Source organism: Paractinoplanes hotanensis, from assembly GCF_023717965.1.
Classification (GTDB): Bacteria; Actinomycetota; Actinomycetes; order Mycobacteriales; family Micromonosporaceae; genus Actinoplanes; species Actinoplanes polyasparticus.
In genome coordinates this window covers 24,329-47,542 of the sequence record NZ_JAMQOL010000005.1, presented here as the reverse complement: position 1 = coordinate 47,542, position 23,214 = coordinate 24,329, and the positions used below count along the sequence as shown (strand labels likewise).

Sequence of the window (23,214 nt, the reverse complement as noted above, 5' to 3'; positions counted from 1 at the left end):
CCGCCTCCTTTTAGGAGTGGCCGTGTCCCTCACCGAGCTCCGCCCGGCTTCGCATCGGCAGGCCCCGCAGCCGGGCCCGGGCAAGACCAAGCACTGGCTCTACCGGTTCGACACCAAGACGATCCCGTACATCTTCATCTCGCCCTTCTTCATCCTCTTCGCGATCTTCGGCATCTTCCCGCTGATCTTCAACGGCGTCGTCGCGCTGCGGAACTGGCGGCTCGACGACCCGACGCTGACCGGCTGGGCGGGCTTCGCCAACTTCGAGCGGCTGCTCACCGACGAGGACTTCTGGAACGCGCTGGGCAACACGTTCGGCATCTTCATCCTGTCCTCGGTGCCGCAGCTGCTGGCCGCGCTGATCATCGCGAACCTGCTCAACCGCCGGCTGCGGGGGACCACGTTCTGGCGGATCGGCATCCTGCTGCCGTACCTGACCCCGGTCGTCGCCTCGACCCTGGTCTTCGCGATCTTCTTCGCCCGCGACAACGGACTGGCCAACTGGTTCCTGTCGCTGGTCGGCTTCGGGCAGGAGACCCCGCTCGATTGGCGGGCGCAGAAGTGGAGCGCCTGGATCGCCATCGCGACGATGGTGAACTGGAAGTGGATCGGCTACAACGCCCTGCTCTACCTGTCGGCGATGCAGTCGATTCCCAAGGACGTGTACGAGGCGGCAGCAGTCGACGGCGCCGGCCCGTGGCGGCAGTTGTGGCAGATCACCGTGCCCATGATCCAGCCGGTCGTGGTGTTCACCGTGATTCTGTCGACCATCGGGGGGCTGCAACTGTTCAACGAGCCGATGATGTTCGACGAGAACCCGCAGTCGGCCAGCGGCGGCTCCAACGGTCAGTTCCAGACCATCGCGCAGCTGATCTACAAGGTCGGCTGGAAGGACCTCGACCTCGGGTACGCCGCGTCGATGTCGTGGGCCCTGTTCCTGATCATCCTGGTTGTGGCCGGGATCAACTTCGCCCTGACCCGGCGCATCGGAGGTGGCCGATGACCACATACGCGAACCGGGCCCCGCAGGACACGCGCGGCACCTGGGTGACGTACCTGGGCCTCTCGCTCGTCCTGCTCTTCTCGGCCTTCCCCGTGTACTGGATGTTCGTCATCTCGACGAGCACCGACGAGGCCGTCGCCGCCTCGCCGCCCGCCCTGATCCCGGGCGCGCAGTTCCTGATCAACGCGCAGGAGGTCTTCACCCTCAACGAGGTGTACTTCGCGGCGTCCCTGATCAACAGCGTGCTCGTCTCCGGCGTCATCACCGCGGCGACGCTGTTCTTCTGCTCGCTGGCCGGATTCGCGTTCGCCAAGCTGCGCTTCAAGGGCCGCAACGCGCTGATGGTCGTGGTCATCCTGACCCTGACCGTGCCCAACCAGCTCGGCATCGTCGCGCTCTACATCGTGATGGGCAAGATCGGCTGGAACGGCACCCTGCTCGCGGTCATCGCCCCCGGGCTGGTCAGCGCGTTCGGCGTCTTCTACATGCGGCAGTTCATCTCGCACGCGGTGCCGGACGAGCTGGTCGAGTCGGCCCGCATCGACGGCGCGCTGACTCTGCGCGTGTACTGGAACATCGTCCTGCCGGCGATCCGGCCCGCCCTGGCCGTGCTGGGTCTGCTGACGTTCGTAATGGCCTGGAACGACTTCCAGTGGCCGCTGATCCAGCTGAACGGCACCGACTTCCCGACCTCGATGGTCGCCCTCTCCGACCTGGCCAGCGGCAACTATGTGATCTACCGCCGGGTGCTGGCCGGAGCTTTCATGGCGACCGTTCCGCTGATCGTGCTGTTGTTGATCGGCGGACGGCAGATCGTCCGGGGGATCATGGAAGGCGCCGTCAAGTCCTGACCGGGGACCGGCGTGGCGAAGAGGGAGAACAGTGAGCTCGTACCAACCGCTCCACGAGGGCTGGACCGTCTCGGGTGCCGACGTCAGCGGCCTCCCGGCCACCGTGCCCGGCAGTGTGCACACCGACCTGCTCCGGGCTGGTCGCATCGACGACCCGTATCTGGATGAGAACGAGACCAAGCTCGCCTGGATCGGCCGGACCGACTGGCACTACGAGACCACCTTCACCGCCACGCCGGGCCGGCGCACCGACCTCGTCTGCGCCGGCCTCGACACCATCGCCGAGATCGAACTGAACGGCTCGCTCGTCGGCGAGACGGCCAACATGCACCGCGGCTACCGCTTCGACGTCGGCCCGCTGCTGCGCGACGGGGCCAACGAGCTCAAGGTCAAGTTCAAGAGCGCCTACGCGTACGCCGAGGGGCAGCAGCAGCGACTGGGCCACCGCCCCAACGCGTACGGCGAGCCGTTCAACTTCATCCGCAAGCAGGCCTGCAACTTCGGCTGGGACTGGGGCCCGACCCTGGTCACGGCCGGCATCTGGCAGTCCATCGGCCTCGAGACGTGGTCGGTGGCCCGGCTGGCCGAGGTCCGCCCGCAGGTGACCGTGAACAACGGCGCCGGCCGGGTCGAACTTCGCGTACGCCTCGACCGCGCGGCCGACGAGCCGGTCGTCATCACCGCCGAGGTGGCCGGCCGGCGTGCGCAGGCCACCGTCGACGGCATCGAGGCCCTGCTCATCGTCGCCGTCGACGACCCCGACCGGTGGTGGCCGCGCGGCTTCGGCGAGCAGGTCCGCTACGACCTCGGTGTGACGCTGGCCGCGGCCGACGGCACGGTGCTGGACACCTGGACCCGCAAGATCGGATTCCGGAGCGTCCGCGTCGACACCGCCGACGACGGCTACACGGTGATCGTCAACGACGTGCCGGTCTTCGTCCGCGGCATCAACTGGATCCCCGACGACGTCTTCGCCGACCGGGTCACCCGCGAGCGCCTGGCCGCCCGGTTCCGCCAGGCCGCCGACGCCAACGTCAACTACCTGCGCGTCTGGGGCGGCGGCCGGTACGAGTCGTTCGACTTCTACGACCTCGCCGACGAGATGGGCTTCCTGGTCGGCCAGGACTTCCTGTTCGCCTGCGCCGCCTACCCCGAGGAGGAGCCGTTCCGCTCCGAGATCGAGGCGGAGGCCCGCGAGAACGTCGTCCGCCTGGCCTCGCATCCCAGCCTGGTCGTGTGGACCGGCAACAACGAGAACCTCTGGGGGTACGAGGACTGGGGGTGGAAGCCCGAGCTGAACGGCCGCACATGGGGTTCCGGCTTCTACTACGACCTGCTGCCCCGCGTCGTCGCCGAGCTCGACCCGACCCGGCCGTACTGGCCCGGCAGCCCGTACTCCGGCACGCCCGAGCGCTACCCGAACGACCCGGTCTACGGCACCACCCACATCTGGGACGTCTGGAACACCGACGACTACACGAAGTACGCCGCCTACCGCCCGCGCTTCGTCTCCGAGTTCGGCTTCCAGGCCCCGCCCACGTTCTCGACCCTGCGCCGCTCCATCTCGGACGAGCCGCTGGCCCCCGGCTCACCCGGCATGGCCCACCATCAGAAGGCCATCGGCGGCGACCAGAAGCTCGAGCGGGGCCTGGCCAATCACCTGCCCGCCCCGCGCGACTTCGACGACTGGCACTTCCTGACCCAGCTCAATCAGGCCCGGGCGGTGGCGTTCGGCATCGAGCACTTCCGCTCGCTGCGCCCCCTGTGCCAGGGCACGATCATGTGGCAGCTCAACGACTGCTGGCCGGTCACCTCGTGGGCGGCCGTCGACGGCGACGGGCGGAAGAAGCCCCTCTGGTACGCGATGCGGGATGCGTACGCCGACCGGTTGCTGACCTTCCAGCCCCGTACGGGATCGGTGCTGGAAGCCGGCGGCCCGCTCGCCGACGTCGAGCCCGGCTCGGTGGCGCCGCCGCAGGGCGCCCCGGCCCTGGTGGTGGTCAACGACAGCCGTACGGAATGGGCCGTCTCGACCACCGTGACCCGCCGCGACCTGACCGGCAAGATCCTGGCCGCGGCCGACCTGACCACGACGGTGGCCCCCGGCGAGAACGCCACCCTGACCCTGCCCGCCGAGCTGTCCACCCCCGGCGATCCCGCCACGGAGTTCCTGACGACCGACACCGGCGTGACGTGGTTCTGGTCGCTGGACAAGGACATCCCGTGGCCCGCGCCCGACTACACGACCGACGTCACGCAGGACGGCGACACCACCAAGGTCACCGTCCACGCGAAGTCGCTGCTGCGGTCACTGACACTCTTCCCCGACCGCCTCAACCCCGCAGCCGAGGCGGACCGGTCCACCGTCACCGTGCTCCCGGGCGAGTCGGTGACGTTCACCGTCCACTCCGACCGCCTGCTGGACGCCGAGGCGCTGACCACTCGCCCGATCCTCCGCTGCGTCAACGACATCCTCGCGCGCTGACACCCAGCCCCGAAGCGCGGCCCGTCATCACACGGGCCGCGCTTTCGTTGTGGATGACTCCGTTTCGCCCCGTCGGCGCCTGTGGATGACGGAATCGGTTCCGGGTGAAAACGACGTAGGGTCAGGCCCCGGGTGGGAGGGGGCTCGGGATGGCGCGGGCGGCCTCAAGATTTCAGCGGCGATCCCACCCGGTGCAACGTGCCCTCCGCGTCGACGTAGGTGAACTCGCGCAACCCCCACGGGGTGTCGCGGGGTGCGCCGAAGTGCCCCTCGACGGCTGCGGTCCACTCGTCGTGCACGGCGTCCGCGTCGGAGACGTACAGATAGACCGACGCCGCCGTGCGGGCCGGGTCGTGCTCGTCCCACTCGGTGAGGTGGATCGACACGTCGCCGCGGTCGACGAAGCCGTACCGCTGCGGCCCGTCGTAGGCGTGAGCCGTGAACCCGAGCGTCCGGTAGCGCGCCAGAGCCGCCTCCAGGTCCTTCACCGGGATGATGGGCACTACCCGCTTGAATGTGATCTCCTCAGCCATGCCGCCAGTCTCCGCCTTTCGCCGCGACTCCGGGCGACCGTCCGCGCCGGTCGACGGACGTTTCCGCCCGGTTCAGCGCAACAGCGCCGCCGCGGCCGGGGCGCCCAGCGTGATGTCGTGGTCGGCGTGGTCGCCGGTCAGCTCGACCCGGGTCGCCACCGGGGCGTGACCGCTGGCGGCGACCGTGTAGACGCCGGGTGGCAGGTCGCGCAGCTCGTACCGTCCATCGTGGTCGGTGGTGGCGGCGCCGGCCACGCGGCCCGTGCGGTCCACCGCCACCACCGACGCCTCGGGGATGGGATGACCCGACCCCGCGGCGCGCACGTTGCCGGTGACCGTGCCGCCGACGGCCAGGGCCAGGTCGACCGGGCCGGGCTCGTTGGGGGAGACCGTGCGGGACGCCGGACGGGCGTGGTCCGCGGTGGCGGTCAGCAGGTATTCGGGGCCGTCCAGGCCGGGCAGTTGATAGCGGCCGTCGGGGCCGGCGGTGGTGGTCGCCACGACCTCGCCGCGCGGGTCGGTCAGGGTCAGTGTCGCGCCGGGCAGGCCGCGGCCGGCCCGGTCGGTCACCCGGCCGGTGATCTGGCCGGCGCCGGCCAGCGACAGCACCCGCCGGATCTCGCCGGCGGCCACGTTGATCACGGCGGCGGCCGGCTGGTGGCGGTCGGCCGCGCAGATCAGCAGGAACGAGCCGCCGGCGTGCAGCACCATGCGGTAGGAGCCGTCGTCGCCGGTCACCGCGCGGGCCAGTTGCTGCCCGCCGAAGTCGGTTATCGTCAGCGTGGCCCCGGGCAGTGGCAGGCCGCCGGGCCCGTCGATGCGGCCGCGGACGACGGCCTCGCCGAGGGCGGTGGCGGGCTCGTCGGTCAGCTGGGCAGTGTCCATCTTGGGCGTCCGTTCGAGGCTGGGCCCGGTGTCGAACAGCCGGGCGGGATCGGCGTCAAGGTCGGCCCGGGCACCGGCCCGGTCGAGGGTCGTTCACTTATCGACCAACGACGCATCCGTGCCCGAAGTTGCCCTCCGGACCAGCTGAAACGGCCGGCTCCGGAGCCGGGGAACGGCGAGGCCGCGCACCCAGCGGATGCGCGGCCTCGTGACGGATGAACGGTGAAGGGGCTACTCGGGAACGCGGCGGTAGGCGCCGTCGCTCGCGCTGGTGGCCATCGACGCGTACGCGCGCAGGGCCGCCGACACCGGGCGCTGCCGGTCGACCGGGGTGAACGGCTTGGCCCGCCGCTCCTCTTCGTGCCGGCGCTGGGCCAGCTCCTCGTCGTTGACGTTGAGCGTGATGCTGCGGCCCGGGATGTCGATGGTGATCTCGTCGCCCGTCTGGACCAGCGCGATCAGGCCACCCGAGGCCGCCTCGGGCGAGACGTGGCCGATCGAGAGCCCGCTGGTGCCGCCCGAGAAGCGCCCGTCGGTGATCAGAGCGCACGCCTTGCCGAGCCCGCGGCCCTTGAGGAAGCTCGTCGGGTAGAGCATCTCCTGCATGCCGGGGCCGCCGCGTGGTCCCTCGTAGCGGATGACCACGACGTCGCCCTCGACCACCTCTTTGCCGAGGATGCCGTCGACCGCGGCGTCCTGCGACTCGAAGACCCGGGCCGGGCCGGTGAATTTCCAGATCGACTCGTCGACGCCGGCCGTCTTGACCACGCAGCCGTCCGGAGCCAGGTTGCCGAAAAGGATCGCCAGCCCGCCGTCGACCGTGTAAGCGTGGTCGACCGAGCGGATGCATCCCTTCTCGCCGTCGGTGTCGAGCGTCGCCCAGCGGTTCTCGGTGGAGAACGGCTGGGTGGTGCGCACGCCACCGGGGGCCGCGTGGAAGAGCTCGAGAGCCGCCGCGGACGGCGAACCGCCGCGGATGTCCCACTCGCCCAGCCATGACTCGAGGTCGGGGGAGTGCACGGAGCGGACGTTCGTCTTGAGCGAGCCGCCCCGGTGGAGCTCGCCCAGCAGTGCCGGGATGCCACCGGCGCGGTGCACGTCCTCCATGTGGTATTTCGGGCTGTTCGGGGCAACCTTCGACAAACACGGCACCCGGCGGGAGATCGCGTCGATGTCGGACACGCTGAAGTCGAGCTCGGCCTCGCGCGCGGCCGCCAGCAGGTGCAGCACGGTGTTGGTGGAGCCGCCCATCGCCACGTCGAGCGCGACCGCGTTCTCGAACGCGTCGCGGCTGGCGATGTTGCGCGGCAGCACCGACTCGTCGTCGTTCTCGTAGTACTGCTTGGCGATGCCGACGATCAGCTCGCCGGCCTTCTCGAACAGGGCCTTGCGGGACGCGTGCGTGGCCAGCGTCGAGCCGTTGCCCGGCAGGGCCAGCCCGATCGCCTCGGTGAGGCAGTTCATCGAGTTGGCGGTGAACATGCCCGAGCAGGAGCCGCAGGTCGGGCAGGCCGAGCGCTCGATCGTGTCGAGCTGGGCGTCGGTCACCTTCTCGTTGGCCGAGGCGCTCATCGCGTCGACCAGGTCGAGCTTCTCGTGCACGATGCCCTCGATGGCGACCGTCTTGCCGGCCTCCATGGGGCCGCCCGAGACGAAGACCGTCGGGATGTTGAGCCGCAGGGCGGCGATCAGCATGCCGGGAGTGATCTTGTCGCAGTTCGAGATGCAGACCAGGGCGTCGGCGCAGTGCGCGTTCACCATGTATTCGACCGCGTCGGCGATCAGCTCGCGGCTGGGCAGCGAATAGAGCATGCCGCCGTGGCCCATCGCGATGCCGTCGTCGACCGCGATCGTGTTGAACTCGCGCCCGACGCCGCCGGCCTGGGCGATCGACTCGGCGACCAGGCCACCCATGTCCTTGAGGTGCACGTGACCCGGTACGAACTGGGTATAGCTGTTGGCGATCGCCACGATGGGCTTGCCGAAGTCGTCGTCGGTCATCCCGGTGGCGCGCCACAAGGCACGCGCGCCGGCCATGGTCCGACCGTGGGTCGAGGTCCGGGAACGCAGGTCAGGCATCCCCTCAGTGTGCCACCGCCGACCGTAAGGACCGCCAATTCCGTCCACAGGCCGGGATGGGGTCACTCTTCAGCCCCGTTTCGCCGGTGGCCGGATCGGAATGCCGTAGGGCTCGTTAAATAGATCGCCATCGGGCAGAGTGTTCCCGTGCAGTCACCGTCCGGCATGGAGCTGGCCGGGCTCGCGAGCCTTCTGGTCGCGGTCCCGGCGGTCGCTCTGCTGGGAAATTCCGGCCGCCGTCACACCGGCGCCGCCCGCCGGGCCCACCTCGTGCTCGCGGCCGGCGGCGCGATCGCCACCGGGGCCGCCCTGGCCGGCATGCTGAGTGTGCTGATCACCACGGCCGAGCCGCCGCGCACGGCGCTGGGCACGGCGGTCGCGGCCGGCACCGCCATCGGCGTCCTCATCCTGCTGATCGGCACGGCCATGCTGCCGGGCGCGGCCGAGAGCCCCGGGGCGGCGCTGCGTCACCTGCTCGACGGCCTGGTCATCGCCGCGGCGATCTGGTTCGTCGGGTGGGTGCTGATCGCCGAGCCGACCCGCGTCCTGGGCGACGCGACCCCGATGAGCTGCCCGTCGGTGCTGATCCCGACCGGCCTGGCGGTGATCTCGCTCGGCCTCACCATCGTGCTGGCATTGCATGCTCACCGGCCCCGCCTGACCACGGTCCGGGTCGCCGGCGGGGTGACCCTCGTCTCGGCGGCCGCCGTCGCCCTGGCCGGTGGCATCTGCCAGGACAGCGACGGCGCGATTCTGACCGGGGCGCTGCTGCTGCCGACCGGCCTGTTCGTCGTCGCGCGGGCGGTGAAGGTGGCCGACCGCCCGGTGACGGTCGTGGGCGACGTCACCGACCGCGGTACCGGCTACGCCATCGTCCCGATGCTCGCCATGGTCACCGCGCTCGGCTATCACCTCGCGCGGGGCGGCAGCTTCGAGCTGTACGGCTTCCTGGGCGCCGCCGTCGAAGGCCTCGCACTGGTCGGCCGCCAGTATCTGGCCCTGCGCGACGTGCGGCGCTACACGCTCGAGCTGCGCTCCCGCGAGGCGCACTTCCGCGAGCTGGCCCACACCGACCCGCTGACCGGCCTGGCCAACCGCCGCGGCCTGCAGCGGGCACTGCGCGAGAGCGCCGAGTCGCGGGTGCTCGTCGGCATCGACCTCGACGGCTTCAAGACGGTCAACGACATGCGCGGCCACGACGTGGGCGACGCGGTGCTCAAAGAGGTGGGCGAGCGGCTGCGGCGCAACCTGCTCGAGGGTGACGTCGCCGCGCGGCTGGGCGGCGACGAGTTCGCGATCCTCATGCGCGGCACGGCCGACGAGGCGATGCTCACCGCGCACCGGCTGCTGGCCGTGCTGGGCGAGCCGTACGAGGTCGACGGCGGTTCCATGTTCCTGTCGGCCAGCCTGGGCGTGGCCAACACCGGTCCCGACCCGGCCGACACCGGCGACATCATCCGCGACGCCGACCTCGCCCTGCGCTACGCGAAACTGCGCGGCAAGAACAGGGTCGAGCGTTACCAGCAGCGGTACGACGAGCTGTTGCGCCGCCGCGGCACGCTCGAGGCCGAGCTGCGGCACGCGATCGACCGCGAGCAGCTGCGCCTGGTCTTCCAGCCGGTGGTGGCGCTGCCCTCGATGCGGCCGGTCGGCGCCGAGGCGCTGCTGCGCTGGACCCATCCCACGCTGGGAGCGGTGCGTCCCGACGAGTTCATCCCGGTCGCCGAGGAGTCCGGGCTGATCAACCGGATCGGCGCCTGGGTGCTCGAACAGGCCTGCATCCAGCTCGCCGAGTGGCTGTCGCGCGGGCACGACGTCTGGGTCTCGGTCAATCTGTCGCCCAAGGAGCTGCACTCCACCGACTACGCGGGCCAGGTGGCCGACGTGCTGGACCGGCACGGCGTCCCGCCGCAGCGGCTGGTGCTCGAGGTGACCGAGCACGCCGTCGCCACCGACATGGAAGAGCTGATCAGCCGCCTCGCCGAGCTGCGGGCCACCGGCGTCCGCATCGCGCTCGACGACTTCGGCGCGGGCTATTCGTCGCTCGGCCAGCTGCGCACGCTCCCGGTCGACATCCTCAAGATCGACCACGCCCTGGTGGCCGAGCCCGAGTCCCGTACGGGCACGGCCGCGCCGCTGGTCGACGTGGTGGTGCGGCTGGGCCACCGGCTCGGTCTCGAGGTGCTGGCCGAGGGCATCGGCACCCCGGCCCAGCGGGCCGTGGTCGAGGAGGCCGGCTGCCGGCTGGGCCAGGGTTCGCTGTTCGGCTGGGGCGTGCCCGCCGAGCACCTCGAGGCGCAGCTGCGCACCCTGCGGCCGAACACCACCCGCCCGATGCAGGCGCCGCGATCGGCGCCGCCCGCCGACGCCGCTCCGCGCAGCCAGGTGGTCATGCTGGGACCGGGCATGCGCCAGCTCAGGGCCCTGCTACCCAGCGATCCGGGCTTCGTCGCTCCCACCGGCGAGGGAGGCCAATGATCAAAATGTGGGATCAGTTGACTCACCGCGTGAGATGCGGCAAGGTGGGCAGCATGTGCTTCGCGTCCCGAGTACTTATGTGAGCGCACTCCAGTCCTCCTGAGCCGATCGCGGTTCTGTAAGGCAGAGTGCGCCAGGTCCCGTGCTTTCGGCACGAGGGCCTTTTTTGTTGCTCAAGTACCGGCATCGCCCAACCCGAAAAGGTATGAAGTGCCATGACGAGACCCACTCCCGAGACGCTTGCCCACCGAGCCAACCCGGCCACTGTCGCGGCCGCCACCCAGGCCCCGGCCGTAGTCTCCCCGGTCCCCACCACGGGCGCCGGCGCGCTCGTGCGGTCGCTCGAGGCGCTCGGTGTCGAGGTCGCGTTCGGCATTCCCGGCGGCACGATCCTGCCGGCGTACGACCCGCTGTTCGACTCGAAGGTGCGCCACATCCTGGTCCGGCACGAGCAGGGCGCCGGCCACGCCGCCACCGGCTACGCGCAGGCCACCGGCAAGGTCGGCGTCTGCATCGCGACCAGCGGCCCGGGCGCGACCAACCTGGTCACCGCGATCGCCGACGCCTACATGGACTCGGTGCCGATCGTCGCCATCACCGGTCAGGTCTCCCGGCCGGCGATCGGCACGGACGCCTTCCAGGAAGCGGACATCCAGGGCATCACGCTCCCGATCACCAAGCACAACTTCCTGGTGCAGACGCCCGAGGAACTGCCCCGGGTGCTCGCCGAGGCGTTCCACCTGGCCGCCACCGGCCGGCCCGGCCCGGTCCTGGTCGACATCCCGAAGGACGTGCAGCAGGCGCCGACCACCTTCTCGTGGCCGCCCGTCCTCGACCTGCCCGGCTACCGGCCGACCCTGCACCCGCACGGCAAGCAGATCCGTGAGGCGGCCCGGCTGATCGCCGCGGCCAAGCGCCCGGTGCTCTATGTCGGCGGCGGCGTGCTCAAGGCGGGCGCCACCGACGGGCTGCGCAAACTGGCCGAGACGACCGGCATCCCGGTCGTCACCACGCTGATGGCGCTGGGCGCGTTCCCCGACTCGCACCCGCAGCATCTCGGCATGCCGGGCATGCACGGCACCGTCCCGGCGGTCTACGCGCTGCAGAAGTCCGACCTGCTGATCACGCTGGGCGCGCGCTTCGACGACCGGGTCACCGGCCAGCTCGACTCGTTCGCGCCGGACGCCAAGGTCGTGCACGCCGACATCGACCCGGCCGAGATCGGCAAGAACCGGCACGCCGACGTGCCGATCGTGGGCGACGCCCGGCACGTGATCGACGAGCTGATCGCCGCCGTCTCCGCCTCGGCCGAGGGCATCGGTCAGTACGAGCCGTGGTGGGCCACCCTCAACGAGCTGCGCGAGCGTTACCCGCTGGGCTACGACGAGCCGACCGACGGCACGCTGGCCCCGCAGTACGTGATCGGGCGGATCGGTGAGCTGGTCGGCCCGGACGCCATCTACTGCGCCGGCGTGGGTCAGCACCAGATGTGGGCCTCGCAGTTCATCAAGTACGAGAAGCCGGGCACGTGGCTCAACTCGGGCGGCGCCGGCACGATGGGCTACGCCGTCCCGGCCGCGATGGGCGCCAAGGTCGGCCGGCCGGACACGGCGGTGTGGGCGATCGACGGCGACGGCTGCTTCCAGATGACCAACCAGGAGCTCGCGACCTGCGCCCTGGAGGGCATCCCGGTCAAGATCGCCATCATCAACAACGGCAGCCTGGGCATGGTCCGGCAGTGGCAGACCCTGTTCTACCAGGGCCGTTACTCCAACACCGAGCTGGGCACGCACAAGCACCGCATCCCCGACTTCGTGAAGCTGGCCGAGGCGCTCGGCTGCATCGGCCTGCGCTGCGAGTCGAAGGACGACGTCGACAAGATCATCAAGCAGGCCATGGAGATCAACGACGCCCCGGTGGTCATCGACTTCACGGTCGGCAAGGACGCCATGGTGTGGCCCATGGTCGCCGCCGGCACGAGCAACGACGAGATCATGTTCGCCCGGGACGTGCGTCCCGAATTCGAAGAGGACGACCTCTAGTCATGGCCGCCTGCACCGAGCTGCAGCTAGCTGCACCAGACAACGGCCTGGCACGCGAGGGCCAGAAGGACATGACAATGGAGGCGCAGTGAACAAGCACACGCTGTCGGTGCTGGTCGAGAACAAGCCGAGTGTGCTCGCTCGGGTGAGTGGTCTGTTCTCCCGGCGCGGCTTCAACATCGACTCGCTGGCGGTGGGCGAGACGGAGAACCCGGACGTCTCCCGCATCACGATCGTGGTCAACGCCGACTCCTCACCCCTGGAGCAGGTGACCAAGCAGCTCAACAAGCTGGTGAACGTCCTGAAGATCGTCGAGCTGGACCCGCAGCAGTCGGTTCAGCGCGAGCTCCTGCTGGTCAAGGTGCGTGCCGATCGTTCGCAGCGCAGTCAGGTGCTCGAGACGGTCGAGCTGTTCCGGGCGAAGGTGATCGACGTCGCTCCGGACACCCTCACGATCGAGGCGACGGGTAACCCCGACAAGCTTGACGCGTTGCTGCGCGACCTCGAGCCGTACGGCATCAAAGAGATGGTCCAGTCGGGCCTCGTGGCCATCGGCCGCGGCTCTCGCTCCATCACGACCGGCCCGGCGCTCCGCGCCGCCTGATAATTCCGGCGCAGAAGCGCCAACCAGAAGGCCCATCCGACCGCCCCGCCACCGCCCTTAACCGGACTAAAGACGCAAGGATTCCAAATGACCGCGGAAGTTTTCTACGACGACGACGCCGACCTGAGCATCATCCAGGGCAAGAAGGTCGCCGTGATCGGGTACGGCAGCCAGGGCCACGCGCACTCGCTGTCGCTGCGCGACTCGGGCGTCGAGGTGGTCGTGGGCCTGAAGGAGGGCTCGAAGAGCCGGGCCAAGGCCGAGGAGCAGGGCCTCGAGGTCAAGACCCCGGCCGAGGCGTCGGCCTGGGCCGACGTGATCATGCTGCTGGCGCCGGACACCGCGCAGCGCAAGATCTACAACGAGTCGATCGCGCCCAGCCTGACGGCGGGCAAGGCGCTGTTCTTCGGCCACGGCCTCAACATCCGGTTCGAGCTCATCAAGCCCCCGGCCGACGTGACCGTGGCCATGGTGGCGCCCAAGGGCCCGGGTCACCTCGTGCGCCGTCAGTACGTGGACGGCAAGGGCGTGCCGTGTCTGGTCGCCGTCGAGCAGGACCCGACCGGCGAGGGCCTCGCGCTCGCGCTCTCGTACGCGAAGGCGATCGGTGGCGCCCGGGCCGGCGTCATCAAGACCACCTTCAAGGAAGAGACCGAGACCGACCTGTTCGGCGAGCAGGCCGTGCTCTGCGGCGGCACCGCGGCGCTCGTGCAGACCGGCTTCGAGGTGCTCACCGAGGCGGGCTACGCCCCCGAGATCGCGTACTTCGAGTGCCTCCACGAGCTCAAGCTGATCGTCGATCTGATGTACGAGGGCGGCATCTCCCGCATGCGGTACAGCGTGTCGGACACCGCCGAGTTCGGCGACTACGTCAGCGGCCCGCGGGTCATCAACGCCGAGACCAAGGCCGAGATGAAGCGGATCCTGGCCGACATCCAGTCCGGCGAGTTCACCCGCCAGCTGATCGAGGACGACGACAACGGCGGTCCGCTGCTGGCCAAGTACCGCGAGCAGGGCGCTCAGCACCCGATCGAGGTCACCGGTCGCAAGCTGCGCGACATGATGAGCTGGGTCGACCGCCCCATCACCGAGACTGCCTGATTTTTCTCCCGGCCCGCTTTCCCCGGCTTCCACGGCAGGGAAAGCGGGCCGGGTGCTATTCGGAAACATTGGCGTTACGTGCCATTTACCTGGGGCGTTTCCGAAATGGAATTGTGCGCTGTTCGGGTGCTTGCCACTGGCGTCCGGCGGGTATCTTCGCGAGATGCGACTGGCTGATTCTTTCCGGAGCGAGCGCTTCGGTGCGGTTCGGATTCATGAACTTCAGCGGGTGATCGAGCTGGACTCCGGCCTGTCCGCCGGGGCCGGCAGCCGGGTCGTGCCGGCCGATGCCTTGCATGACATCGAATCGCAAATGGTCATTGTCGTTCCGTGTATGAATGAGACACGGACCGTCATCGAGGGTGTTCTTTCGGGGATTCCGCACGACTGCCTCATCGTGCTGGTGTCGAACAGCGACCGCAATCCGGTCGACCGCTACGAGATCGAGGCGCAGACCGTCGAGCAGTTCTGCCGGCTGGCCGGGCGTTCCGCGATCACCGTGCATCAGAAGGACCCCGGTGTCGCCGCCGCGTTCAAGGCGGCCGGCATGCCCGACCTGATCGACGACGAAGGCCTGGTTCGCAGCGGCAAGGGCGAGGCCATGCTGATCGGCATGGCGCTGGCCGGGATGACCGGCCGTCGCTACATCGGCTATGTGGACGCCGACAACTACGTGCCGGGGTCCGTCCACGAATACTGCAAGGTCTACGCGGCCGGGCTGCACCTGGCCGGATCGCCGTACTCCATGGTCCGCATCTCGTGGCACTCGAAGCCCAAGCTGCGCGACAACCGGCTCTTCTTCAGCCGCAAGGGCCGTAGCTCGCAGATCACCAACGAGTGGCTCAACCGCTTCCTGGCCGAGTACTCCGACTTCGGCACCGAGGTGATCGCCACCGGCAACGCCGGCGAGCACGCGATGACCCTCGACCTGGGCCTCAAGCTGCGCCTGGCCGGCGGGTTCGCCGTCGAGCCGTACGAGTACATGGACCTGTTCGAGCAGTTCGGCGGCGTCCTCGAGAGCACCGACCCCGAGGTGATGGCCAGCTCGGTGCCGGTGCTGCAGATCGAGACCCGCAACCCGCACTTCCACGACAACAAGGGCGAGGAACACGTTCAGGGCATGCGGATGCAGGCCCTCAACGTCCTCTACCACTCGCCGGTGACGCTGCCCGCGGTGCGGCAGGCGATCGTCGAGTTCATGGTGCAGCAGGGCGCGCTCGAGGTGGGCCAGGAGCCGCCGCGCGAGCGGGTCTATCCGCCGGTCGGCACGCTCGACCTCGACCTGCTGTACGACGCGCTCGACGCCGAGGCGCTCAGCTTCCGGCAGCCCGACGGGCTCGCGCTGGCCGGTCAGCCGCCGGCGCCACCCATCGACCGGGCGACGATCCCGACCCGCTGAGGGAGTGACGCCGGCCCCGGGGACGCATACGATCGCATCGATCCCTAGCGATCCCCCGGAGGGTGCCGCGTGCCGTCTGTCGTCCTGATCGCCGAGGAGCTCGCCCCTTCCGCCATCGACGTTCTCGCCGGCGACTACGACGTCCGCCAGGTCGACGGCACCGACCGCCCGGCCCTGCTGGCCCAGGTGGCCGGGGCCGACGCGCTGATCGTGCGCAGCGCCACCCTGGTCGACGCCGAGGTGCTGACGGCCGGGTCCGGTCTGCGGGTGGTGGCCCGGGCCGGCGTGGGTCTCGACAACGTCGACATCGCCGCCGCGACCGCCCGCGGTGTCCTGGTGGTCAATGCGCCGACCAGCAACATCGTGTCGGCCGCCGAGCAGGCGATCGCGTTGCTGCTGGCGGTGGCCCGGCACACGGCGACGGCCTCGGCCTCGCTCAAGGGCGGCCGGTGGCAGCGCTCGCGCTTCGTCGGCGTCGAGGTGCAGGGCAAGACGGTCGGCGTGGTCGGGCTGGGCCGCATCGGCGTGCTGTTCGCCCAGCGGATGGCCGCCTTCGGCACGCGACTGATCGCGTACGACCCGTACGTCCAGCCCGCGCGGGCGGCTCAGCTGGGCGTACGCCTGGTGGGCCTCGAGGAGTTGCTGCGCGAATCCGACTTCATCTCGGTGCACCTTCCGCGTACGCCCGAGACGGTGGGCCTGATCGGCGAGAAGGAACTGGGGCTGGTCCGGCCGGGCGTGCGCATCGTCAACGCGGCCCGCGGCGGGCTGATCGACGAGGCGGCGCTGGCCGTGGCCCTGCGCGAGGGGCGGGTGGCCGGCGCCGGGCTCGACGTGTACGTCACCGAGCCGATGACCGAGTCGCCGCTGTTCGATTTCGACAACGTCGTGGTGACCCCGCATCTGGGCGCGTCCACAGCCGAGGCGCAGGACAAGGCGGGTCTCTCGGTGGCCCGCAGCGTCAAGCTGGCGCTCGACGGCGAGTTCGTGCCGGACGCGGTCAACGTGCAGGCCGGCGGCGTGGTCGACGAGGACGTGCGACCGCTGCTGGCGCTGGCCGAGAAGCTGGGCAAGGTGTTCACGGCGGTGGCCGGGCACGTGGCGGCGAACGTCGCGGTCGAGGTGCGCGGCGAGATCGTCTCGCACGACGTCGGTGTGCTGCGGCTGGCCACCACCAAGGGGCTCTTCGCCTCGGTGGTCGACGAGCGGGTCACGTACGTCAATGCCCCCCAGCTGGCGGCCGACCGCGGGGTCGAGGTCGACCTGGTGGTCAGCGACGAGCCGATCGAGCACCACAACCTGGTGACCGTGCGCGGGGCGCTGCCCGACGGCCGGTCGGTGAGCGTGGCCGGCACGGTGGCCGTGCACGGCGCCCGCGAGACGGCCAAGCTGACCGGCCTCGACGACTTCGACCTCGATCTCAACGCCGACGGAGTGCTGCTGTTCTTCCGCTACAGCGACCGGCCGGGCGTCGTCGGCGCCATCGGCACCGTGCTGGGTGAGGCCGGTGTCAACATCGCCGCCATGCAGGTGGCTCGGCGCGAGGCCGGCGGCGAGGCGCTGATGACCCTCACCGTCGACTCCTCGATCGGCGCCGACCTGCTCTCGACCGCGGCCGCCGCGATCGGCGCCGAAAGGGGCAGCGTCGCCGACCTGCGCATCAGCGGGCCCTGACCCCCGGATCAGCGGGCCCTGACCCCCGGGCGGATCAGCGGGCCTTGACGGGCGGCGGGTACACCGTTCCGTCCTGCAGGTCGAGCAGATCGAGGTTGAGCTCGCCGGCCAGCCGCTCGATCGTCTCGAGCACCTCGTCCGGGCAGTTCTCGTCGAGCCGCATCTGGATGTGGTCGGCCGCGGCGTGCAGCGGGGCGTGCGCCCAGGGCGAGCCGGGGGCCGTGGCGCGCGGGCCGCGGTCGGGATAATCGCTGGTCAGGGCGTCATAGAAGGCGACGACGCGCGGATCGGCCGGGCGCTGCGGGTGCTCACCGCGGGCGCACCGCGCGTTGGCGGCCCGCACGGTGTCCGGCCGGTCCGTCTTGTCCATGGCCCACACCACGAGGTCGAAACTCACCGGCGCATGGTGCCATGTGAGCCGGAACATCCGCGCCGACACGCGGGGGATGTGTCTTGCGCGTCTTTAGTCCGCATCGCTAGCGTTGTTCCCGCCGCGCGGACAGCCGGTGGGCTCTTCTTCGGGTGACGAGTCTGCCTTCGTCCGAGCGGGCGAAGTATTCCGGCGGGACCGAGCCACGCGTCTTCGTCGCAACAGCCCCCGTGACCGTTTGCCGCGGTCCCGGGGGCTGTTCGTGTTCACGAGGCCGTGACCGCCGAACTTAACGTTCACTAGGTGGGACCGCTGTACCGAAGATCGGGACCGAAGCGCTAGTGTCGTTCCGTCGGATCTGACTTGAGGAGCTTGACGTGGGCGTGGCGCGTATCGCGGTGGTGGCCGGCGACGGCATCGGTACCGAGGTGACCGCGCAGGCTCAAAAGGTGATCGAGGCAGTCCTTCCGGATGCCGAGTTCAACGACTACGACCTCGGCGCCCGCTTCTACAACCGCACCGGCGAGGTGCTGCCCCAGGCCATCCAGGACGAACTGGCCCGCCACGACGCCATCCTGCTCGGCGCCATCGGCGACCCCAGCGTCCCGCCGGGCGTCCTCGAGCGGGGGCTGCTGCTCAAGCTGCGGTTCGACTTCGACCAGTACGTGAACCTGCGCCCCTCCAAGCTCTGGCCCGGCACCACCAGCCCGCTGGCCGGCGTCAAGCCCGGCGAGATCGACATGGTCGTGGTGCGCGAGGGCGTCGAGGGTCTCTACGTCGGCGCCGGCGGCGTCCTGCACAAGGACACCCCCGCCGAGATCGCGACGGAAGAGAGCCTGAACACGCGGCACGGCGTCGAGCGGGTCATCCGCGACGCGTTCGCCCGGGCCCAGCGCCGCGACCGCCGTCATCTGACGATGGTGCACAAGACGAACGTGCTGACCAAGGCCGGCGGCCTGTGGGCGCGCACGTTCGCCGCCGTCGCGGCCGAGTTCCCCGAGGTCACGACGGAATACCAGCACATCGACGCGGCCAGCATGTTCATGGTCAGCAACCCCCAGCGGTACGACGTGGTCGTGACCGACAACCTCTTCGGTGACATCCTCACCGACATCGCCGCTGCCGTTACCGGCGGCATCGGCATGGCGGCCAGCGGCTCCGTCAACCCGGAGCGCAAATACCCGTCGACGTTCGAGCCGGTGCACGGCTCCGCGCCCGACATCGCCGGTCAGGGCATCGCCGACCCGGCGGCCGCCGTCCTTTCCGCTTCGCTGCTGCTCGAGCACCTGGGCCACCACGACGAGGCCCGCCGAGTATCCGAGGCGGTCGCGGCCGAGGTCGCGTCCCGCACGACGGGCGCGCCGCTGCGTACCGCCGAAGTCGGCGACCGCATCGCCGCCGCGCTGTAACAACAGCGTCGGGGGCCCTCAGGGTCGTCGTCGAAGTGAGAGACGGGCTGCGGCGCAGCCCGGCCCCACGTCGACACGGACCCTCCACCCGGTTCGGTCTGGGGATTGAACGACCGTTCGGGTAAGTTCATGAAGCACTACGGGTGCTTCCGCATGCCCTCATTCGTCTTGTCAGAAAGCAGGTCCACTTGTCATGAGCGGTGGTGACAACCTCGAGTTCGAGATCCGTCCGAACCCGGCACCCGTGGGCGACGCGGAGCGCGCAGCTCTGCTGGCCAACCCCGGCTTCGGCCGCATCTTCACCGACCACATGGTCACGATCCGGTACGCCGACGGCAAGGGCTGGTACGAGCCTCGCGTCGAGGCGCGGGCGCCGATCCCGATGGACCCGGCGTCGGCCGTGCTGCACTACGCGCAAGAGATCTTCGAGGGCCTGAAGGCCTACACGCTGCCCGACGGCGGCGTCGCGATGTTTCGCCCCGACGCCAACGCGGCCCGGTTCGCCCAGTCGGCGCAGCGGATGGCCATGCCGCCGTTGCCGGTCGAGATGTTCCTGCAGTCGCTGCACGAGATCATCGCGATCGACCGGTCCTGGCTCCCGACGAGCGACGAGGGCAGCCTCTACCTGCGTCCCTTCGCGTACGCGAGCGAGGTCTTCCTGGGCGTGCGGCCCTCGATGGAATACCTCTACCTGGTCATCGCGTCCCCGGTCGGGCCGTACTTCTCGGGCGGCGTCAAGCCGGTCTCGGTGTGGGTGACCCCCGACTACACGCGGGCCGCGCCCGGCGGCACCGGCGCGGCCAAGTGCGGCGGCAACTACGCGGCCGGACTGTCGGCGCAGGCCGAGGCGATCGAGAACGGCTGCGACCAGGTCGTCTACCTCGACGCGATCGAGCGCAGGTACATCGACGAGCTCGGCGGCATGAACGTGTTCTTCGTGCTCGACGACGGCGGCCTGGTGACGCCGCCACTGACCGGCACGATCCTGCCCGGGATCACCCGCGACTCGGTGATCAAGCTGGCCGGGCGGGCCGGCCGCAGGGTCGAGGAGCGCCCGGTGAGCCTCGACGAGTGGCGCACCGGATCGGCGTCCGGCCGCATCCGCGAGGCGTTCGCCTGCGGCACCGCGGCCGTCATCACCCCGATCGGCAAGGTCAGGAGCGCCGCCGACGAGTTCGTCATCGCCGACGGCGGCACCGGCGAGGTGACGGCCGAGCTGCGCAAGCAGCTGGTCGACATCCAGCGTGGCCGCGCCGACGACCCGTTCGGCTGGGTCCACCGCGTGCTTTAACGCTCGCGGATCGCCGTCACGAACTCGTCGATCATCCTGTCCTGCTGGGCGAGCGACGCGTCCGAGAGCCGCAAGGTCCGGTCGCCCACGGTCATCTCGATCATGCGCGGCGCCGGGGTGCGACCCACCCACGAGCGCAGCGCGGTCATCATCTGGGTGAGCGACTCGGCCGACCCGCCGAGCGACACCAGGAGCGCGCCCATGGCGGCCACGTCGACCGTCCCCGAGCCGGGCGGCGGCACACCGGCCCGTACCGGTTCCACGGCGTCCACCTCGAGCTGCAACAGCTCCGAGCGGACGCCGTGGATCAGGTAATCGAGCCGCTCCGCGTCGGCCCCGCCCTCAGCAATCCCGATCAGCATCTGCATGAGCTCCAGCATGCAGTCTGCATGGGCCCACCCGGAACCGGCTGACGGATGGCCGACTGGGGTCACTCCAGCAGGTGACGCCGCATCGTGGCGATCTCGGCGTCGGTGAGGCCGATCTCGCGGGCGTAGTCGTCGATCGAGCCGTGCCGGGCGCGCAGGTCGTCGAGGAACGTCAGCATGGCGGCGGGCGGGGAGTCCCACATGTGCTGCTTGCCCAGCACGGCCGACGGGTGCTTCTCGAGCAGGTGGGCGGTCAGCGGGGCCATGGCGTTGGTGGTCAGGGCGTAGTCGGCCGCGATGTCCTGGTCGGACACCCCGAGCAGGGACAGCGTGAGGGCGCAGACCGTGCCTGTGCGGTCCTTGCCGGCCATGCAGTGCACGATGACCGGCGCCTGGTCGGGGTCGGCGATGATGCGCAGCGAGGCCAGGATCGCCGCCCGGCCGTCCTCGGCGAAGTTGAGGTAGCGGTCGGCCAGCCAGCGCTCGTGCACCACGTCGTCGGAGTGGCCGACCTCGTCCCAGTCGACGTGTTTCAGCACGAGGTTGCGGTAGTCCAGGCCGTAGTGCTCGGCCACCCGCCCGTACTTCTCGATCTCATGCGGACGGCGCAGGTCGATCACCGTGCGTACGCCGAGGGCCCGGAAAGCGGATGCGTCTGCCTCGCCCAGCCGGTGCAGCGCGTCGGCGCGGAAGACCCGCCGCCAGCGGACCGTGCGACCGTCGAGGCCGCTGTAGCCGCCGACGTCGCGGAAGTTGTAGGTAGCCGAGAAGCCGAGATTCCGGGAATGTTGTTCGACAGCCACGCAGCAAACGTAACCGTCCGGGTCGATTTCCGCTGTGACGTGATCTTCCCGGCGGACACCCCGATCGGGGGGATCGCATCCCAGCTAGTGGATTCCTGGTCTCAAACCGCCGAGCGCGTGGCACACTTCGGGACGTGACCCACTCCGTGCTGATTATTCGCACCTAGCGCGCCGGCTGACTCCACGCCGACGCGCAGACCTCCCGCATCCGCGGGGGGTCTTTTTGTTGGGTCAAAACTTCTTGAAGGGACGCGCCATGGAGTACCAGGTCTTCGACACCACGCTTCGCGACGGCGGGCAGCGGGAGGGGATCAGCTACTCGGTCGCCGACAAGCTGGCGGTCGCGAAGCTGCTGGACGAGTTCGGCGTGGGCTTCATCGAGGGCGGGTGGCCCGGCGCGATGCCCAAGGACACCGAGTTCTTCGCCCGGGCCCGCACCGAGCTCGACCTGAAGAACGCGGTGCTGGTCGCGTTCGGCGCCACCCGCAAGGCCGGCGTCGACGTGGCCACCGACCCGCAGGTGCAGGCCCTGCTCGACGCCGGGACGCCGGTCGTCTGCGTGGTCGCCAAGAGCGACATCCGGCACGTCGAGCGGGCGCTGCGCACCACCGGCGACGAGAACCTGGCCATGGTCCGCGACACCGTGCGGCACCTGGTCGCCAACGGCCGCCGGGCCTTCGTCGACTGCGAGCACTTCTTCGACGGGTTCCGCTACGACCCCGCGTACACCGCCTCGGTGGTCAAGACCGCGATCGACGCCGGCGCCGAGCGGGTGGTCATGTGCGACACCAACGGCGGCATGCTCCCCTCGATGATCACGAAGGCGGTCAACGAGGTCGTCGAGCGCACCGGCGTCCCGGCCGACCAGCTCGGCATCCACTGCCAGAACGACACCTCGTGCGCCGTGGCCAACACGATCGCCGCCGTCGAGGCCGGGGTCAAACACTTCCAGTGCACCGCCAACGGCTACGGCGAGCGGCCCGGCAACGCCGACCTGTTCGCCGTCGTCAGCAACCTGCAACTCAAGCTCGGGCTGCCTCTCCTACCGGAGGGCTGCCTGGAGAAGGCGACGCGGGTGTCCACCGCGCTCGCCGAGATCGCCAACATCGCCCCCGACACCCACCAGGCCTACGTCGGGGCCGCTGCCTTCGCTCACAAGGCGGGGTTGCACGCGAGCGCGATCAAGGTGGATCCGCTGCTCTACAACCACGTCGACCCGTCGGTGGTAGGCAACGACATGCGGATCCTGGTGACCGAGATGGCCGGCCGGGCCAGCATCGAGCTCAAGAGCCGCGAGCTCGGGATCGACCTGGCCGGCCATCCGGACACGCTCAGCACGGTCACCCAGCGGGTCAAGGACCTGGAGGCCGACGGCTGGTCGTTCGAGGCCGCCGACGCCTCGTTCGAGCTGCTGGTGCGGGACCAGCTGCTCGACGGCAAGCTGGCCCGCCCGTTCAGCCTCGAGTCGTACCGCGTGCAGGTCGAGCACCGCGAGGACGGCGTGGTCGTCTCCGAGGCGACGGTCAAGGTCCGCGTACGCGGGGAGCGGGTCATCGCCACGGCCGAGGGCAACGGGCCGGTCAACGCGCTCGACGAGGCGCTGCGCACCGCCTTGACCCAGCACTACCCGCAGCTGAAGAACTTCGAGCTGACCGACTTCAAGGTGCGCATCCTCGAGGGCAGCCACGGCACCAACGCGATCACCCGCGTGCTGCTCGAGACGGGCGACGGCGAGCGCGACTGGACCACGGTCGGCGTGCACGAGAACATCGTCGAGGCCAGCTGGGTCGCCCTGGTCGACGCCCTGACCTACGGCCTCTCGGAGTGACCGACTGCACC

At 70.0% G+C, this 23,214-nt stretch carries 19 protein-coding genes; 12 read left to right on the top strand and 7 right to left on the bottom strand.

Features of this window, described 5'->3' with window-relative positions:
- Positions 1 to 22 precede the first annotated feature (22 nt).
- Genes LXN57_RS04100 through LXN57_RS04090 form a run of 3 tightly spaced genes read left to right on the top strand, consistent with a single transcriptional unit; the run spans position 23 to position 4,339 of the window.
- The gene (locus LXN57_RS04100; RefSeq protein WP_251796631.1) at positions 23 to 1,003 is read left to right on the top strand and encodes a carbohydrate ABC transporter permease; all 981 of its coding nucleotides are present in this window, start codon (positions 23 to 25) and stop codon (positions 1,001 to 1,003) included.
- Complete coding sequence (locus LXN57_RS04095) at positions 1,000 to 1,854, top strand: carbohydrate ABC transporter permease (protein WP_251796630.1); 855 nt, start codon at positions 1,000 to 1,002, stop codon at positions 1,852 to 1,854. The genes LXN57_RS04100 and LXN57_RS04095 overlap by 4 nt, the downstream gene beginning before the upstream one ends.
- A 31-nt stretch (positions 1,855 to 1,885) precedes the next feature.
- Positions 1,886 to 4,339 (top strand): glycoside hydrolase family 2 protein, encoded by a 2,454-nt coding sequence (locus tag LXN57_RS04090; protein ID WP_251796629.1) that lies wholly within the window; start codon positions 1,886 to 1,888, stop codon positions 4,337 to 4,339.
- Positions 4,340 to 4,503: 164 nt separating this feature from the next.
- On the opposite strand, the gene LXN57_RS04085 is transcribed toward LXN57_RS04090, so the two are convergent.
- The 3 genes from LXN57_RS04085 to ilvD form a co-directional block, all read right to left on the bottom strand.
- A complete protein-coding gene (locus tag LXN57_RS04085) occupies positions 4,504 to 4,872 on the bottom strand; it encodes a bleomycin resistance protein (RefSeq protein WP_251796628.1) in 369 nt (122 codons plus the stop codon).
- A 72-nt stretch (positions 4,873 to 4,944) separates the two neighbouring features.
- The gene (locus LXN57_RS04080) at positions 4,945 to 5,757 is read right to left on the bottom strand and encodes an MSCRAMM family protein (RefSeq protein ID WP_251796627.1); all 813 of its coding nucleotides are present in this window, start codon (positions 5,755 to 5,757) and stop codon (positions 4,945 to 4,947) included.
- Positions 5,758 to 5,988: 231 nt separating this feature from the next.
- Positions 5,989 to 7,836 (bottom strand): dihydroxy-acid dehydratase, encoded by a 1,848-nt coding sequence (gene ilvD / locus LXN57_RS04075; RefSeq protein WP_251796626.1) that lies wholly within the window; start codon positions 7,834 to 7,836, stop codon positions 5,989 to 5,991.
- Between the two features lie 147 nt (positions 7,837 to 7,983).
- On the opposite strand from ilvD, the gene LXN57_RS04070 reads away from it, so the two are divergent.
- The 4 genes from LXN57_RS04070 (at position 7,984) to ilvC (ending at position 14,061) form a co-directional block, all read left to right on the top strand.
- Positions 7,984 to 10,314 (top strand): putative bifunctional diguanylate cyclase/phosphodiesterase, encoded by a 2,331-nt coding sequence (locus LXN57_RS04070; protein WP_438872825.1) that lies wholly within the window; start codon positions 7,984 to 7,986, stop codon positions 10,312 to 10,314.
- Positions 10,315 to 10,529: 215 nt separating this feature from the next.
- Positions 10,530 to 12,356 carry an acetolactate synthase large subunit gene (locus LXN57_RS04065; RefSeq protein WP_251796625.1) on the top strand — a complete coding sequence of 609 codons (1,827 nt, stop codon included), beginning with the start codon at positions 10,530 to 10,532 and terminating at the stop codon, positions 12,354 to 12,356.
- Between the two features lie 88 nt (positions 12,357 to 12,444).
- On the top strand, positions 12,445 to 12,960 hold the full coding sequence (gene ilvN / locus LXN57_RS04060) for an acetolactate synthase small subunit (RefSeq protein ID WP_251796624.1): 516 nt from the start codon (positions 12,445 to 12,447) through the stop codon (positions 12,958 to 12,960).
- 87 nt (positions 12,961 to 13,047) lie between these two features.
- Positions 13,048 to 14,061 carry a ketol-acid reductoisomerase gene (gene ilvC / locus LXN57_RS04055; RefSeq protein WP_251796623.1) on the top strand — a complete coding sequence of 338 codons (1,014 nt, stop codon included), beginning with the start codon at positions 13,048 to 13,050 and terminating at the stop codon, positions 14,059 to 14,061.
- 85 nt (positions 14,062 to 14,146) lie between these two features.
- Here ilvC and LXN57_RS04050 read toward each other — a convergent pair whose 3' ends face one another.
- Positions 14,147 to 14,374, bottom strand: coding sequence for a hypothetical protein (locus LXN57_RS04050; RefSeq protein WP_251796672.1), 228 nt, complete (start codon positions 14,372 to 14,374; stop codon positions 14,147 to 14,149).
- On the opposite strand from LXN57_RS04050, the gene mpgS reads away from it, so the two are divergent.
- Positions 14,273 to 15,460, top strand: coding sequence for a mannosyl-3-phosphoglycerate synthase (mpgS, locus tag LXN57_RS04045; RefSeq protein ID WP_251796668.1), 1,188 nt, complete (start codon positions 14,273 to 14,275; stop codon positions 15,458 to 15,460). The genes LXN57_RS04050 and mpgS overlap by 102 nt on opposite strands.
- Before the next feature lie 69 nt (positions 15,461 to 15,529).
- On the top strand, positions 15,530 to 17,134 hold the full coding sequence (gene serA, locus LXN57_RS04040; protein ID WP_251796622.1) for a phosphoglycerate dehydrogenase: 1,605 nt from the start codon (positions 15,530 to 15,532) through the stop codon (positions 17,132 to 17,134).
- A 34-nt stretch (positions 17,135 to 17,168) separates the two neighbouring features.
- Here the strand turns inward: serA and LXN57_RS04035 are convergent, their stop codons facing one another.
- The gene (locus tag LXN57_RS04035) at positions 17,169 to 17,531 is read right to left on the bottom strand and encodes a hypothetical protein (RefSeq protein WP_221375928.1); all 363 of its coding nucleotides are present in this window, start codon (positions 17,529 to 17,531) and stop codon (positions 17,169 to 17,171) included.
- A 356-nt stretch (positions 17,532 to 17,887) separates the two neighbouring features.
- On the opposite strand from LXN57_RS04035, the gene LXN57_RS04030 reads away from it, so the two are divergent.
- A complete protein-coding gene (locus LXN57_RS04030; RefSeq protein WP_251796667.1) occupies positions 17,888 to 18,913 on the top strand; it encodes a 3-isopropylmalate dehydrogenase in 1,026 nt (341 codons plus the stop codon).
- 193 nt (positions 18,914 to 19,106) lie between these two features.
- Complete coding sequence (locus tag LXN57_RS04025) at positions 19,107 to 20,204, top strand: branched-chain amino acid aminotransferase (RefSeq protein WP_251796621.1); 1,098 nt, start codon at positions 19,107 to 19,109, stop codon at positions 20,202 to 20,204.
- On the opposite strand, the gene LXN57_RS04020 is transcribed toward LXN57_RS04025, so the two are convergent.
- Positions 20,201 to 20,572, bottom strand: a complete 372-nt coding sequence (locus LXN57_RS04020) for a hypothetical protein (protein WP_251796620.1) — start codon at positions 20,570 to 20,572, stop codon at positions 20,201 to 20,203. The two genes, LXN57_RS04025 and LXN57_RS04020, sit on opposite strands and share 4 nt — an antisense overlap.
- Positions 20,573 to 20,634: 62 nt before the next feature.
- Complete coding sequence (locus LXN57_RS04015) at positions 20,635 to 21,375, bottom strand: tyrosine-protein phosphatase (protein ID WP_251796619.1); 741 nt, start codon at positions 21,373 to 21,375, stop codon at positions 20,635 to 20,637.
- A gap of 256 nt (positions 21,376 to 21,631) precedes the next feature.
- Here LXN57_RS04015 and cimA point away from each other — a divergent pair, with 256 nt between their 5' ends.
- Positions 21,632 to 23,203: a citramalate synthase gene (gene cimA / locus LXN57_RS04010; RefSeq protein WP_251796618.1), complete on the top strand. Its 1,572-nt coding sequence runs from the start codon at positions 21,632 to 21,634 to the stop codon at positions 23,201 to 23,203.
- The last annotated feature ends 11 nt before the right edge of the window (positions 23,204 to 23,214 follow it).